This is a genomic window from Pseudomonas maioricensis (genome assembly GCF_022790535.1).
Lineage (GTDB): Bacteria > Pseudomonadota > Gammaproteobacteria > Pseudomonadales > Pseudomonadaceae > Aquipseudomonas > Aquipseudomonas maioricensis.
The window spans coordinates 78,154-93,822 of record NZ_LOHG01000017.1; the positions used below are offsets into that span (position 1 = coordinate 78,154).

The 15,669-nt window shown below is 58.5% G+C and carries 7 protein-coding genes; 2 read left to right on the plus strand and 5 right to left on the minus strand.

Going from position 1 to position 15,669, the window contains the following annotated elements; all coding sequences use genetic code 11:
- Both AUC61_RS21805 and AUC61_RS21810 read left to right on the plus strand, forming a co-directional pair.
- Positions 1–6,143 (plus strand): non-ribosomal peptide synthetase (locus AUC61_RS21805; RefSeq protein ID WP_243248221.1); only part of this gene is annotated, 6,143 nt, incomplete at its 5' end.
- Between the two features lie 92 nt (positions 6,144–6,235).
- The gene (locus AUC61_RS21810) at positions 6,236–7,195 is read left to right on the plus strand and encodes an alpha/beta hydrolase (RefSeq protein WP_243248223.1); all 960 of its coding nucleotides are present in this window, start codon (positions 6,236–6,238) and stop codon (positions 7,193–7,195) included.
- A gap of 89 nt (positions 7,196–7,284) precedes the next feature.
- On the opposite strand, the gene AUC61_RS21815 is transcribed toward AUC61_RS21810, so the two are convergent.
- The 5 genes from AUC61_RS21815 to pvdM all read right to left on the minus strand — a co-directional run bounded on the left by AUC61_RS21815 (position 7,285) and on the right by pvdM (position 15,409).
- Positions 7,285–9,771, minus strand: a complete 2,487-nt coding sequence (locus AUC61_RS21815) for a TonB-dependent siderophore receptor (RefSeq protein WP_243248225.1) — start codon at positions 9,769–9,771, stop codon at positions 7,285–7,287.
- Positions 9,772–9,896: 125 nt separating this feature from the next.
- A complete protein-coding gene (locus AUC61_RS21820; RefSeq protein ID WP_243248226.1) occupies positions 9,897–11,552 on the minus strand; it encodes a cyclic peptide export ABC transporter in 1,656 nt (551 codons plus the stop codon).
- A gap of 280 nt (positions 11,553–11,832) precedes the next feature.
- On the minus strand, positions 11,833–12,711 hold the full coding sequence (gene pvdO / locus AUC61_RS21825) for a dihydropyoverdine dehydrogenase (protein WP_243248227.1): 879 nt from the start codon (positions 12,709–12,711) through the stop codon (positions 11,833–11,835).
- 32 nt (positions 12,712–12,743) lie between these two features.
- Positions 12,744–14,033, minus strand: coding sequence for a pyoverdine-tailoring periplasmic protein PvdN (pvdN, locus tag AUC61_RS21830; protein ID WP_243248228.1), 1,290 nt, complete (start codon positions 14,031–14,033; stop codon positions 12,744–12,746).
- A gap of 8 nt (positions 14,034–14,041) precedes the next feature.
- A complete protein-coding gene (gene pvdM / locus AUC61_RS21835) occupies positions 14,042–15,409 on the minus strand; it encodes a pyoverdine-tailoring dipeptidase-like protein PvdM (protein WP_243248229.1) in 1,368 nt (455 codons plus the stop codon).
- Between the last annotated feature and the right edge of the window lie 260 nt (positions 15,410–15,669).

A 15,669-nucleotide genomic window follows, 5' to 3' on the forward strand; every position in this document is an offset into this window, starting at 1 on the left:
AACCGATTCCTGACTTGTCCTGGTATTTGCTGGACGCTGATCTACATCCGGTGCCACGCGGCTGCGTCGGCGAGCTGTATGTCGGTCAGGCGGGTCTGGCCCGTGGTTACCTGAACCGCGCAGGCTTGACCGCTACACGCTTTGTGCCAAATCCGTTCGACGCGCAGGGCGGGCGCTTGTATCGCACCGGCGACCTGGCACGTTACTGCGCCGATGGCTCCATCGAGTACATCGGGCGTATCGACCATCAGGTGAAGATTCGCGGCTTCCGTATCGAACTGGGTGAAATCGAATCGCGCTTGCGTGACAGCGCTGATGTTCGTGAGGCCGTGGTGTTGGCCATCGACGGCCTGAGCGGTCAGCAACTGGTGGCGTGGATCGTGCCGCAGGTCTTCGAGACTGGCGGGCAAGCCGGGCTTAGAGAGCAGATCAAGGAAGAACTCAAAGCCACGTTGCCGGACTACATGGTGCCTGCGCATCTGCTGTTTATCGAACGTATGCCGTTGACCGTCAACGGCAAGCTCGATCGCAAGGCGCTGCCAAAACCCGACGCCAGCCTCGCCCAACAACACTACGTGGCGCCGCATAGCGAACTGGAACAAAGGCTCGTCACGATCTGGCAGGACGTGCTGCGCCTGGAGCGTGTCGGTCTTACCGACAACTTCTTCGAGCTGGGTGGCGACTCGATTGTGTCGATTCAGTTGGTGAGTCGGGCGCGTCAGGAGGGGATTCGTTTCACGCCCAAAGACCTGTTCGAGTGTCAGACCGTTCAGGCTCTCGCGCAAACGGCGCGGTTGGGGGATGACGCTCCAAGCCTGGATCAGGGGCCAGTGACTGGTGAAATGCCACTGGTGCCAGTCCAGCAATGGTTCTTTGAACAGGATATCCCTGCTCGTCAGCACTGGAACCAGTCAGTGCTCCTGGCCCCGCGTCAGGCGCTGGATGCTGATGTGCTGGGCACTGCTCTGGTTGCGTTGGTCAATCATCACGACGCCTTGCGTCTGACTTTTGCTCCGTCCATCGAGGGCAACATCGGTTCCTTTGGCGCTGTCATCGACGGTCATGCGACGCAAATGCTGTGGGCAGAGCAGGTGAGTGATCCTGCGCAGTTACCGCTTCTCTTCGATAAAGCCCAACGCAGCCTTGATTTGCACAATGGCCCGCTGTTGCGTGCAGTGCTGGCTGACTTGCCTGATGGCGAACAGCGCCTGCTGCTGGTTATTCATCACCTGGTGGTGGATGGCGTGTCCTGGCGGATTCTCTTCGAGGACCTGCAACGCCTGTACAACCTCGCCCTTGAGCGTGCGCCAGTGCAACTGCCTATGCGCACCAGCAGCCTCAAACGCTGGGCTGAGCGCCTGCAGGAGCATGCATCGACGGACGCGATGCAGCAACAGATCAGCTATTGGCAAACGCAGTTGCAAGGTGTTCCGGATGGCCTCCCTGATGTCCGTCGTCAAGACGCGCAGCAGGTTCGTCATGCCGCCACTGTGCACTGCCATCTCGACCAGCTAACGACCCGTCATCTGTTGCAACAGGCTCCAGCGGCCTACCGGACTCAGGTCAATGATCTTTTGCTGACGGCGCTGGCGCGGGTGATTGCGCGTTGGACCGGACAAGCAGATGTGTTGATCCAGCTGGAAGGGCATGGCCGTGAAGATCTGTTCGACGACATTGACCTGACCCGCACCGTGGGTTGGTTTACCAGTCTGTTTGCCGTGAAGCTGACCGCGCACGCGCAGTTGCCAGCCTCCATCAAGAACATCAAGGAGCAGCTGCGTGCGGTGCCGCAACGTGGGCTGGGGCTGGGCGTGTTGCGTTATCTGGGCGATGCGCAGACCCGTCAGGCCTTGCAAGGTGTTGCGACGCCAAGAATCACTTTCAACTACCTCGGCCAGTTCGACGGCAGCTTTGACGACAGTGACAGCCTGTTCAGGCCGGTCTCGGAAAACAAAGGGATCGAGCGCGATGAGTCGGCTCCGCTGGATAACTGGCTGACCATCAACGGGCAGGTCTACAACGACACCCTTGAACTGGGCTGGACCTTCAGCGAACAGATGTTCGACACCAGCTTGATTCAGCGTCTGGCCGACGAGTTCTGCGTAGAACTGCGCGCGGTAGTCGAGCATTGTGTGGTTCGACCGGTTCAGGCTTTTACCCCCAGCGACTTCCCGCTGACACGCCTGACGCAGGCTCAGCTGGATTCCTTGCCTGTCCCACTGGCGGCGGTCGAGGATATCTATCCACTCTCGCCGATGCAGAGCGGGATGTTGTTCCATACCCTCGAAATGCCGGGCGAAGCGTTCTACATCAGCCAGGTCAACGTGGCTGTTGACGGGCTGGACGCACAGCGTTTTATCAGCGCGTGGAACACGGTTATCGGGCGGCATGAAATCCTGCGCACAGGCTTCTGGGCAGCAAGCGACCTGGTTGAACCGGTGCAGATTGTTTATCGCAACGCGCAGTTGCCAGTACGACAGCTGGATTGGCGCGACCGCAGTCACCTCGAATCCGATCTGCAAGCGCTGGCCACCGAAGACTGCGAGCAGGGCTTTGATCTGCTCACCGCGCCATTGATCCGCCTGACACTGGTTCATCTGGCGGAGCAGCGTTACCAGTTGATCTGGACCAGTCACCATATCCTCATGGATGGCTGGTCCAGCTCACGTCTGCTCGGCGAGGTCTTTCAGTGCTACGCCGGACAGGAGTCAGGGCCACGTATCGGGCGCTATCGCGATTACATCGCGTGGCTGCAGGCCCAGCCTGCAAAGGTTCTGGAGACATTCTGGCAGTCCCACGCCCAGGCGCTGGAAGGGCCGACGCAACTGGCGACTGCGGTTTATCCGCGGCCGGATGCAACGCTTAGTGGCCACGCTGCGCATTACCTGCGTTGGGACAAGGCAGCGACCGACCATTTACGCGAGCGGGCGCAGGCCTTGCGGGTGACACCGAACACCCTGGTTCAGGGAGCCTGGCTGTTGCTGTTGCAGCGCTTTACCGGGCAGGCGTCGGTGTGTTTTGGCGCTACGGTCGCCGGACGTCCGGCTGCGGTGAGCGGTTGCAATGAAATGCTTGGACTGTTCATCAACACCTTGCCCATCGTTCAAGCGCCTGAGCCACAACAGCGGGTAGATCAATGGCTGGCACAACTGCAAGCGTTCAACCTTGAAGTGCGTGACCATGAGCATGCATCGCTGGCCGATGTGCAGCGCTGGTCGGGTCATGGTGGCCGACCTTTGTTCGACAGCATCGTTGTGTTCGAGAACTTCCCGGTGGATGAGCGTCTGCGTGACACCGACAGCCATCAACTGAAGTTTGGCGAGTTGAGCACCCGTGATGTGACCAACTATGCGATGGACCTGGCGGTAGAACTGGCGCAAACCCTGCAGATCGAGTTTCTGTACTTGCGCAACAGCTTCACGGATGAAGGCGCTGCGCAGGTCATGACCTGTTTCGAGACCCTGCTGAACGCCTTGCTGGAACAACCCCACGCGACCCTTGGCAGCCTGTGCATGATGGACGCTGAAGACAGCGTGATCAGTCAGGAGCGTGTCAACTCGAAACAAACGGACAACGATTCGCTACCTGCACTGATTGCCTGTCACGCGCAGATTGACCCGTGCGCGGTCGCCGTGGTCTGCGGTGATGAGGTGCTGACACGTGAGCAACTTGAACAGCGTGCCAACCAGCTTGCCCACGCTTTGCAATTGTCAGGTGTGGGACCGCAGTCGGTGATCGGCGTCGGTCTGGAGCGCTCCGTGCAGACCATCATCGCCCTGTACGCAGCGCTGAAGGTAGGTGCCGCGTACGTGCCGATGGACATCGACTACCCGCGTGATCGCCTGGAATGGATCATCGAAGACTCCGGTATGCAGGTATTGCTCAGCCACAGCTCGTTGAGCGACCGCTTACCGTGTCCGTCCTCTGTCACCCGGGTGAATATTGATGAGTTGGGCAGCGTGGCGTCACCGGTAGATTTCCCGGCTAGATCCGTGAGTGAGCAAGCACTGGCTTATTTGATCTACACCTCTGGATCAACCGGCAAACCCAAGGGCGTCGCTGTAGCGCGCGGTCCATTGCGCCAGCATTGTCAGGCGATTGCCGAACGCTATGAAATGGATGTCGATACACGTGAGTTACTGTTCATGTCCTTCGCCTTCGACGGCGCCCAGGAGCGCTGGTTGTCGACATTGATCAGTGGTGGTCGACTGGTGGTCCGGGACAATACGTTATGGACGCCAGAGCAGACGTTTGATGCGTTGCATGCTCATGCGATCACCATCGCCTGTTTCCCGCCGGCCTATCTTCAGCAACTGGCAGAACATGCTCAGGCTCACGGTAATCCGCCTCCGGTAAGGATCTATTGCTTTGGCGGCGATGCCGTGGCTGATGCAAGTTTTGAACTGGTCAAGACTGCGCTCAAGCCACGCTATATCACCAACGGCTACGGCCCGACTGAAACCGTGGTGACGCCGTTGCTCTGGAAGGCTGACGTCGATGCCCGCTGCGAAGCGGCTTATGCACCGATCGGTACCGGCGTCGGGCAGCGCTCGCTGTATGTGCTGGATGCGCAACTCAATCGCGTGCCGACCGGTGTCGCGGGTGAGCTGTACATCGGCGGCGAGGAGCTTGCGCGCGGCTATCACCGTCGTCCGGGATTGACTGCCGAGCGCTTTGTGGCGGATCCGTTCAGCCAGACGGGCGGGCGGATGTACCGCAGCGGCGACCTGGTGCGGCAACGAGCTGACGGGGTGTTCGATTACCTTGGACGACTGGATAACCAGGTCAAGATCCGCGGTTTCAGGATCGAACTCGGTGAGATCGAAGCCTGCTTGCGTGAGTCGCCTCTGGTACGCGACGCCGTGGTCATCGCCCGTGACAGTGCGGGTGGCAAGCAACTGGTAGGTTATGTGGTCGCCTCGTCGCAATCCGGGCTGGCCGAGCAACTGCGTGCTCGGCTGCAAGAGCGTCTGCCTGACTACATGGTGCCAGCGCAGTTGATGCTTCTGGACCGGCTGCCCTTGAACCCTAACGGCAAGGTGGATCGTCTTGCCTTGCCTGAGCCGGACTTCAAGGGCGGTCAATATGTGGCTCCCCGCAATGCGCTGGAGAGGCATTTGGCGCAAGTCTGGCAGCAAGTGCTTGAGGTCCCTCAGGTTGGCATCACGGATAACTTCTTCGAACTCGGCGGCGATTCGCTCCGCACCCTCAAGGTCCTGAGCAAAGTCAGGGCATTGCAGTTGCCTGATTTCGAGCTGAAATTGCGCGACATGATGAGCAAGCCGACCATTGCCGAATTGTCTGGCTACCAGGCTCAGACCGAACTGGATCCTGTCCTGTTATTGAATGCTCCGTCCCCAGGCGTGCCTGCTCTGTTCTGCATGCACGCCGGTTACGGGACAGTCTTTGACTACGAGTCTCTGGCCCGCCGTCTTGATGGCAAGTGCAGTGTTTACGGTGTGCAATGTCGCATGCTGCTCGACCGCGACTGGCAGGACGCTTCCTTGCAATCGATGGCGATTGATTACGCCCAGTACATTCGTCAGAAACAGGCAAAGGGTCCCTATAACCTGGCGGGCTGGTCGCTGGGCGGTGCGTTGGCCGTACTCGTGGCTCAGGAGCTTGAGAGTCAGGGGCAAACGGTCAGCTTTGTGGGTTTGATCGACAGCTTTATTCCAGGCGCTGAAAGCGTGTCGTCGATTGACGGGCAGCGCGAGTGGACAAGTTTCCTGACTTCGGTTCTGGGGGAGGCACCTGCGCAAACTCTGCCTGTTCCCGACAAGCCCGGTAGAGAACAGCTCGCGGCGATCATTCAGCAGGCGCGGAGCGAGTGTGCCAGTCCAGACGGTTCCAGGGCCTACGCGGCCTTTGATGCAGATGATCTGGCGCAGACCTTCCTGGTCGGCATGCACCTTGCCGCACTGGCAGGGCAAGCTGAGCCGTTGCCGCCGGTTGCCTCGACGGTTCACTGCTGGTGGGCTGAGACTACGGATGAGCAACTGCGCGCTTCATTCGAACGAACCCTGACTGATCAGGGGCAAAGCATCTCAGTGGCCGCAGACCATAACGGCATCGTGAGTCACGGGTATTTCCTGCAGACCTTCCTGAAAACACTGGAACCGGTGCCCCAGATGGAAACATAACGAGCGCCAATACCTCAATCAGGTTTTATTGAAAGGACAGCCCTGTAACCCAGGGCTTTGTCGATGCCTCATCTGTAACCAAAGGATTTTCCATGCCAGTACATCCCGATCTAGCAGCCTTTCTGGAAATGGCCGAATTCGGCCGTTTGAGTGGCAGCAGCAAGGCGCTGCATGAGCTGACGGCGGTTGAAGCCCGTGAGACGTTTGAACTCACCTCTGAATTGTTCCAGAGCCCTGTACCTGAGGGCGTAAAGGTCCAGGCTTTGCGACTGCCTGCAAGGAATGGTCGCACGCTCTCGGCGCGGCTATACCGCAAGCCTTGCAGTGACCCGAACGGGCTACCGGTGTTGCTGTTTTTTCACGGCGGCGGTTATGTCGTGGGGAGCTTGCAGACCCACGATTCAGTCTGTGCGCAATTGGCGGCGGCATCCGGTTGGGCAGTGCTGGCAGCAGACTATCGGTTGGCGCCGGAGCATCCTTTTCCGGCTGCATTCGAAGACGCGGAAGATGCCGTGAATGCGATCCCGGCGCTGGCCAGCGACTTTGCCTTGAATACCGCACGAGTGGTTTTCGCGGGGGACAGCGTGGGCGCCAGCCTGGCCGCGTCGTTGGCTATTCAGGCTGCGAACACACAGAGTCTTTTAACGGTTAAACCCGTCGCACAACTGCTGTTTTATCCGGTGACTGACATGAGTCGCGAGCAGCAATCGCATCGCACGTTCGCCGAGGGGTATTTGCTGGAAAGCCTGACGTTGCAATGGTTCTATCGGCAGTATTGCCCTGATCCGGCGAGTCGCCTGGACTGGCGCGCCTCACCGTTGCTGGCACGGGATATCGTAGACGTCGCTCCCGCGTATGTGAGCCTTGCGGAGTTCGATCCGTTGTATGACGAAGGCGTGTTGTTTGCCGAGCACCTCAAGGAGCATGACGTGCCGGTGCACCTGGAGACGGAGCACGGGCTGACCCATGACTTTCTGCGGATGACAGACATGGTTGCCACGGTGCCTGAAATTTATCGTCGGGTGGGGGCGTGGCTGCAGCTTCAGCGCTGAAGGTAAGGTCGTAAGCGATACGGCAGTTGAGGCAATAAAAAACCTGGCGCGGTGACCCGGCCAGGTTTTTTATTGCGTGTCAGCTTTGCTTAGAAGCGGTACTTGGTCGTCACCATTACGTTACGCGGATCACCGTAGTAACCGCCAAGGAAGGTTTCATCCAGAGAACTCAGGTACTTCTTGTCGAACAGGTTGTTGACGTTGACCAGCGTGGACAGGTTGTCGGTGAACTCGTAGCGTGCCATCAGGCTGAATACAGCGAAGTCATCCTGCTTGGCCTTGACTGTGGTAGTGCCACCCAATCCAAAGGGAGTGGCGGTGAAGTGCATACCGCTCTGCCAATTCACGCCACCGCCAACGGTCAGGTGGTCCAGTTCGCCCGGCATGCGATAGGTGGTCCAGAACTTCGCCAGTTCGGCAGGGGCGACGGTGTTGATCCGGTCGCCGTCTGCATTCTTGGTCACAGCGTGAGTGTAACTGGCAGCGACTTTCCAGCCAGGCAGAATTTCACCGTTGATCTCAGCATCAAAGCCTCGCGTCTTGGCACCTTGAACCGGGATATAGGCTCGCTCCCTCAACGTGCCTGCTACGATCTGGCCTGGGTCCAGTTGAGCCAGATTGTCTTGTTTGGTCTGGAATACGTCGAAGCTGGTAGTGACTTTGCCATCGAGAAACTCGCTTTTCAGACCGATCTCATAGGCATCGCCAGTCCGCGGATCCAGAGCCTTGCCGCTACGATCACGCGAGGTTTGAGGGCGGAAGATGCTGGTATAGCTAGCGTATACCGAGTGCTGGTCGTTCAGGTCATAGACAATACCAGCGTATGGAGTGACCTCTCCTGTTTCCTGTGCTCTGGTGTCTGTGCTTCGCGAAGAATTGGCTGCGGCGCGATAGTGGACGTAGCTGTGAGATTTGTAGTCAGTGGTTCGCGCGCCAAGAATGACCGAAAGGTCATCAGTCGGCTTCAGGCGCACAGCCGCATAGCTGCCCAACTGGCGGATGTTGGTGTCGTTGTCGAACAGAATCTCGCCATTCCCTTGAGGTTCAGCCGTGTAATTGTCCCATGTGTAGTAGTTGATGAAACGGCCTTCGACGTTTTCACCGGCATTCGGGTCGTTGTGGTCTTCGTACTTGGTGTAGGTCATACCTACAACCAGTTCGTGATCACGTCCGAACAGCTGAAAAGGGCCTTTTGCGTTGACGTCTATGCCTGTCTGTTTTTGCCAGCCAGTCGATGAACCACCATAGAGCTGCACACCTTCACCGGTGGTTTCATTCAGGAAGCCCCAGCTCGCAGATGCCAGCTTGGAGTCGCGCTTGCTGTACATCTGGTTGACCGAAGCTTTCAGAGACCAGTCGTTGGCCAGTTGTTGTTCCAGCGAGTAAAACACGTTGAGTGTGTCTTGCTGTCGGCTGCTCCAGCGTGATGCCGGGTTGGTCGAGCGGGAAAAATCAGTCTGTGTGCCCTGGCTGGTGAACAGCGGGAAGCTGGCGAATGAAACCCCACGCGGATCCTGTTTCTGATAGTCGTAACCGGCGGTCAGCAGCAAGCTGTCGGTGAGGTCGGCTTCGATGATTCCGTAGTAAACCTGTTTCTCGGTCTGGTAGTGATCGACAAAGCTGTTGCCTTGCTGATAAGCATTGACCATGCGCCCACGAATATTGCCTGTTGGGGTCAGCGGTCCGGAGACGTCCATTTCGGTCCGGTATTGCTCCCAGGAACCGAGACCTGCGCTGACGTAGCCCTGAAAGTGATCAGTGGGGCGCTTGCGCACAAGATTGATAGTACCTGACGGATCTCCGGTTCCGGTCAGCAGGCCGGTAGCGCCGCGCAGTACTTCGATGTGATCGTAAATCGCCATGTCTGACAGGCTTTGCGGTGTGGCACTGGTGGATACCACCAGCGTGGTAGGGACACCATCATATTGGTAGCTGTCGATGCCATAGCCGCGGGAATAGATGTTGACCCGCTCTGAGTCCAGTGGCTGCAAGGAAATGCCTGGCGTCTGCTCCAGCACTTTGGCAAGGCTGTTCAGGTTCTGGTCATCCAGCCGCTGGCGGGTGATAACGCTGACGGTCTGCGGTGTTTCGCGCAACGACAAGTTCAGGCGGGTCGCGGTATTGGTCGCACCCGTTGTGTACGACCCGGTACCCTCGGTGGTCATGCCCAGGCCTTTGCCGTCGATGTTGGTTGCCCCCAACTCCATCGATCCTGCAGTGCCGCGGCCTGTCACCGTCAAGGTGTTGCCTTGCAGGCTGTACGCCAGACCGGTGCCTTTGAGCAGAACGCCAATAGCGTCCTTGGGCTCGTAGCGACCGCGCAATGCCGTGCTGTTCAGGCTTTGCGTGTCATCAGGGCTGTACAGCAGTTGCACATTGGCTTGCTGCCCGAACGTCTGTAGTGCCGAAGCCAGTGGCTGCGCAGGAATATTGAAATCGATTTCCTGGGCACTGACCTGAGCCGACAGAGGCGCGATCATGGCCACGCCGATTGCCGCGCCCAACACGCGTGGCTGGAACAGACGGCGCAGAGTAATGGCCCGGGTGAGGGGCGAGAGGCTGTGTAGTGCTGGCATCGTTGGCTCTAGCTCTTGAAGTTGCGTTGTAAACGGGAATTATTTGTATTGGCGACTATGAGACGTTGTACCCGAAAAAAACCGGAAAAGTTTTTCCGGTTTTTTTAACGCGTGCTCAGCAGGACTCATGCCACCACTGATTGCGCTTCGGCAACAACGTTGCCCGCCCGCATGCGCACGATCTGGTCGGCGACGTCGAAGTACCGGTCATCGTGGGAAATAACGATGATGGTCTTGCCCAGGCGTTTAAGGTCCGGCAGCAACTCGGTGTAGAAAATACGCCGGAACGTCGGGTCCTGGTCGGCGGCCCATTCGTCGAATACCAATACCGGACGCTCTTCCAGCCATGCGCTGACCAACGCCAGACGCTTGCGCTGCCCCGTGGACAGGTCGGTGGTGGTGAACGCGCCGTCGCGCACGCTGACTTTGTGGTCGATCTCAAGGCGCTTGAGGTAGCGGGTGGCATCCTCCGGAATCTGCTTGTCACCCTGAATCACGTCATCGAACAAGTAGTAGTCAGCGAAGATCGTCGTGAACAGCTGCCGGTAATCGTCACGAGTCTCTGCGTTGACTGCCTGCCCATTGAGCGAGATTTCTCCGGTCTGCGGTGCATACAAACCCAGCAGAAGTTTGATCAGTGTGGTCTTGCCGCAACCGTTCTCGCCCACAATAAAAGTGATGTCGCCTTCATTGATGCGCAGGTTGACCGGGCCCAGTTGAAAGGGTTGGCTGCCTTCCACCGGCGGGAAGCTGTAGCTGACGTTGTTGAGTTCCAGGCTGTGCACCGCCGTGGTAGCACTGCCCTGATCGCTGAGCAGCAGATGCGGCTCCGGTGAAGAAAACTGTCGGGACAGCTCTGCGATGCGGCGAAAAGCGATTTGCGCCCGGCTGATGATCGGCAGTGTGCCAATCAGATGTTCAAGCGGGCCTTTCATGTACAGCAGCACGAGTACAAAGCCGCTCATGACCGCCTTGTCACCACTTGGCCAGAACGATTGAAGCGCCAGTGCCAGACCGATCACCACGAAAAACAGCATCGAGCCGAAGGACTTGGCGATGACGAAGGTGTTGATTGAGCGAATTTGTGTGTCGCGGATGTGCGCGGAGGTTTCCTGTATGCCACGGGTGAACATGCGATGGCGGCGCGGGCGATGGATGCGCAGTTCTTTGGCGCCTTCGGCAATGGCGTTGTAGTGCCGCTGCAGTTCGTCTTCACCGGCACGTGCCGTTTCAAAACCGGCAATGCCTCTGCTGCGTGCGATGAACTGCACCACGGTGCCGATCACGATCGCTACCAGCATGATCAGAAACATTGGCCAGGACAGCATTGCCAGATAGCCCAGGCAGCCCAGGGTCACCGAGAACGAGATAGCCAGTGGGGCAAAGGCGAAGGCGAAATCGCTGATGGTATCGACGTCATGGGTCAGCACCGGGATCAGTCGGTGGCTGCGATAACGCTCGATCTGGTCGATGGGCGCCGAAAGTACTTTTTCGCCCAGTTCTTTGCGCAGGGTGGCGATGATGTGCTGCCCGACGTAGTTGGTGCCCATGTCGGAGCAAATTGAGCTGAACAAGGCCAGCAGGCAAAGCCCGGCAAAACCGAGGACCACGCCTTGGGTCAAACCTGCGTCGGAGTGCAATGCATTATTGATGGTCGCCAGCAGTGCGGTCACGGACAGGCCGCCGATGATACCCAGTGCGGTGGAGAGCGTTACCAGTGGCCAGAAAGGTTTGAGCAGGCCGAACAGTTCGCGCAAGGCGCTGCGAGGTTGGCTGGACATTGAGGTCTCCGCATCGGATGGGTAAAGGAGGGGGCGACACGCGTTTGCGGCGTGTTGCCAACTACCCATAGAACGAGCGGATGGCGTTGCAATTTAGCGGGAACTGTTGGGTGGTTGGAGATTGCCCCGAGTCTCTGTCACCACGCTGTCGTGCAGCAAACGGGGATCCTGTAGGAGTGAGCTTGCTCGCGATTCGATTTTTCCTTCGATAAATCATCGCCTGACCTGGCGCTATCGCGAGCAAGCTCACTCCTACAGAAATGCATCTCAAGCCCGGTCTTCAAAACTCCTCGACAACATGGAACCCGAGGAAATCACCTCTCACATCCGGATGACGATCATTGCGATTACCTGAACGAGAGAAGATCGGCGCTTCGCCCCAGTCATTACCGCGCATTTGCCGTGTGATGCAGCCCGGCTCGTCCCATACGCTGCCGTCGGCGGGTGCGCCGTTGTAGTTGCCGTGCCAGCAATCGGCAGTCCACTCATAAATATTCCCGTGCATGTCATACACCCCGAAAGCATTCGGCGGATAACTGCCTACCGGCGCGGTGTAGGTGTAGCCATCCTTGGGACCGTAAGTGTTGGCGTTGCGACTGATCTGATAATCACCACCCGGATCCATCTCAAACGGGAACGGCCCGGTGCTGCCTGCTCTGGCGGCATACTCGCGCTCTGCCTCGGAAATCATGCGGTAATGCTTGCCGGTTTTTTTAGACAACCAGGCCGCGTAGTCCTGCACGTCAAACCAGCTGACACACACGGCTGGCTGGCGAGGCCCCTGCTTGTAACGAGGCTTGCTGGCCACGCATTCACGCCCCGGACGAGTGTCACCGTTGGCAATTTTCACCCCGGTTTCGCGGATGTAGGCATCCAGCTCGCCCGCCGTGATATGAAAGCGGCTTATCGCAAATGGCTTGGCGAAGGTCACAGCGTGCTGCGGGCCTTCGTCATCCTGACGGCCGACTTCATCCTGCGGCGTGCCCATGAGGAAGCTGCCAGCAGGCAGCACGACCATTTCCGGGCAAATCTTTTCGCAGCCACGGTAGACGGTGCCTGGAGCGGGAATGGTCGGGGAGGCGGGTGCGGCATGAATGGCCGAGGCCAATCCGCACAGCAGCAGGCCTGTAGGTAAATGACGAAGGGGGGTTCGAAGCATGTGAAGTTCTCGCTCGTATACAGAAGGCTTGGTCATAGCTGTCTGGCCAGTACCGTCATGGCCCGGTCGACTTCCTGCTCGGTGTTGAGCAAGCCGGGCGCCATGCGCACCACAGGGCCGACGTCTCGACTCACAGCGTCGACAATGATCCGGTTCGCGGTCAGCTCGGAAGCAACCTTGTCGGAGTTCTTGCCCTTGACCCTGAAGAAGGTAAATCCTGCCGAGTAATCAGGACTCAGCGGCGTGACCAGTTCTACATTGCGGTGCTCCAGCAACCTTTGTTTGAGGTAGCTGTTGAGCTCATGAATGCGTGATTGCACGGCGGCTTTGCCCAGTTGCAGGTGCAGCTCGAATGCTTTCCCCAGGGCCCAGCGATGTTCGAAGGCATGAAAGCCACCCGGGGTCATGATGGTGGCGAAATCCTGTTCTTCGGAGAACGTGGCGATCGTCGGGATCAGGTTGTCCATACGGGTCGATGCCGCGCAGATAATGCCTGTGCCGCGCGGGCCGAACATCCATTTATGAGTACCCGCAATGAAGTAGTCACATGCCAGATCACTGAACTGAATGTCTTCAACGCCGAAGCCGTGTACGCCGTCCACCACGTAGATGATCCGGTCTGCTTCGTCGCGCTGACGGTTGATTTCCCGGACCAGCTTGCCTATTTCACCAATGGGCAGCTTCACGCCGCTGCCGGACTGAACCCAGGTCATGCCCAGCACGCGAGTGTTGCGCTGGATACTTTTCGATAACACCCCCAGCACCTCGTCGGTGGACACCGTGTGAGGATCCTTGAACAGGCGCACCGCCCGAACCTGGGTACCTTCGCGTTCGGTACGAAATCGCAGGCTGCGCCGGGTGGAATAGTGCTCGTGCTCACTGACCAGAATCTCTTTGTCTGCAGCCACGCGCAGACCGCCGTAGATCATCCCCAGGCCTTCAGTGGTGCTGCCGGTCAGGGCGATCTGCCGTGGGTTGACCTGCAGGTATCGAGCGGCCCATTCACGTACTTCAGCTTCGCGCTTCCATTCCATCTGGCTTTCCCAATCGACCCATTTTGCGGGGTTACGATTGATCTCGGCACGGTAGTGATCAATGGCGTCCTGAACCGGTTTGGGGTGTGAGGTCACCAGAAAATTTGAAAAGTGCGCGTAGTCCGGGTCCAGGTTGAACAATTGGCGCAAGGCACCCCACTTGTCAGAGGCCTGTGCCGGGAAGGCTTGTGCGGCTGCGGCATTGGCGTTCGGCACCAGCGATCCCGCCAGTGGCAAACTGGCAGCCAGCACACCGGCCTGCTTGAGGAAGGTACGGCGATCAGACATGACTGAACTCAATGCGGATTCGATGGAGAGGTGGATGCCACGGGGCGGGCCGCGTCCTGCGTCTGTTGCCAGGCCCGCAGGAAATTGCCGCCCCACAGTTTGGCAATGTCGGCTTCCGAGTAACCGCGTTGCAGCAGCTCTGCGGTGACATTGCGGATTTCGCTGACGTCCTTCCAGCCTTTCACGCCGCCACCGTCGTTGAAGTCAGAGCTGATACCGACGTGATCGATACCGATCTTGCGCACCGTGTAATCGATGGCATCCGCGAACTCTTTGAGGCCCGCTTTCGGCTCTTCTTCGAGAATCGCGTACAGCGCGCTGGCGTACTCACCGAAACGCTGCTCTGGCCAGGCCGCGATGATCGGATCGCCGGGCATCAGCGCGACGTTCAGATTCGGCAGCGGCGGCAGGTCGAAGCGGGCGCGCAACGTATTGAGCTTGTCCTGCGTCGGCTGGCTGAGTGGGCGCAAGTAGGCCGGGAACGCGACGATCTGCACCACACCGCCACTTTTCTTGATCAGTTGCAGTTCGTGGTCGCTGAGGTTGCGGGTGATGTCAACCATCGCCCTTGGCGCCGAGTGCGAGGCAACCATAGGCGTACGGCTGAGTTGCGCGACTTGCTCCAGTGCCTTGGTGGACATCTGCGAGACGTCGATGATGACGCCAAGGTCATTGAGGCGTTTGACCGCCTGACGTCCCAGATCGGAAAGGCCGCCAAGGGCGTCTGGCGAATCGTTGAAAAACGGCAGCGGTCGGGATGAATCGGCCCAGTCATTGTTGCCGACATAGCTGAAGCCGAACATGCGCATGCCGCGCGCCGCCCACCTATCCAGTTGATCGAGGTCGTGGCCCAAGGGGTAGGCATTGAGCATGCTGATGAAAATGGCAAATTTGCCTTCACCGTGCAGGCGTCGGAAATCATCGGGGGTATACGCAATGGCGACCTGGTTGGGGAAGTCGCGCACGATGCCCGTGATGATCTTGTAGCGGATTTCCTGTTGTTCACGGGCCTCGTCGACGAAGCCAGGCGTGGGGTGGTGCGGCGCATTCGGGCCGTTCCACATTTCCGGCCAGCCAAACACCGTCAGCGCCGCGCCTGACAATCGGCCTTTTGCGGCCTTTGCCAGGTCGAATTGGCGTCTGCCGTCTTTATCCGCTTCATTGCCTTGCGTGCCGAAATCCATCGGTACCGTGATGTGGCTGTCGAACGACAGGATGCGATCCTGCAATTCAGAGGCCTGTTTCATGATCGCTCGCGGGTAATGAACACCGTCGTCGATGAAATATTTCCAGCCGGCAAAACCTGCGCCCGCGAGTATCGCGAGGCTCAGAGGCACGGCGATATACCAGGTCTTCTTTGAGCGTTTGATCGTCATTGCCGTCCCAGCATGTTTGGAGATTGGCTGTTTGCTGTTCGGATAACGATTCGCCTGGCGCTAAATTTAGGTGCGGGTTTTCGCACGGGTGCATGACCAGGAGTGATGTCCCTGTGCTGTGCTGGCTCGCGATAAAAGATAATGCGGTGGTACTTCTGGCGGTGTCTTATGTATCGTCGGAATGCCGCCCAGACCAAGCAGCGCTCCTATCAAACAAGAGGCAAATTTCAGAGTTGACCCAAATCCTGTAGGAGCTCACC

Coding starts and splice junctions, on each gene's coding strand:
- AUC61_RS21810 (WP_243248223.1), top strand. CDS start 6,236: ATGCCAGTACATCCCGATCTAGCAGCCTTTCTGGAAATGGCCGAATTC.
- AUC61_RS21815 (WP_243248225.1), bottom strand. CDS start 9,771: ATGCCAGCACTACACAGCCTCTCGCCCCTCACCCGGGCCATTACTCTG.
- AUC61_RS21820 (WP_243248226.1), bottom strand. CDS start 11,552: ATGTCCAGCCAACCTCGCAGCGCCTTGCGCGAACTGTTCGGCCTGCTC.
- pvdO (WP_243248227.1), bottom strand. CDS start 12,711: ATGCTTCGAACCCCCCTTCGTCATTTACCTACAGGCCTGCTGCTGTGC.
- pvdN (WP_243248228.1), bottom strand. CDS start 14,033: ATGTCTGATCGCCGTACCTTCCTCAAGCAGGCCGGTGTGCTGGCTGCC.
- pvdM (WP_243248229.1), bottom strand. CDS start 15,409: ATGACGATCAAACGCTCAAAGAAGACCTGGTATATCGCCGTGCCTCTG.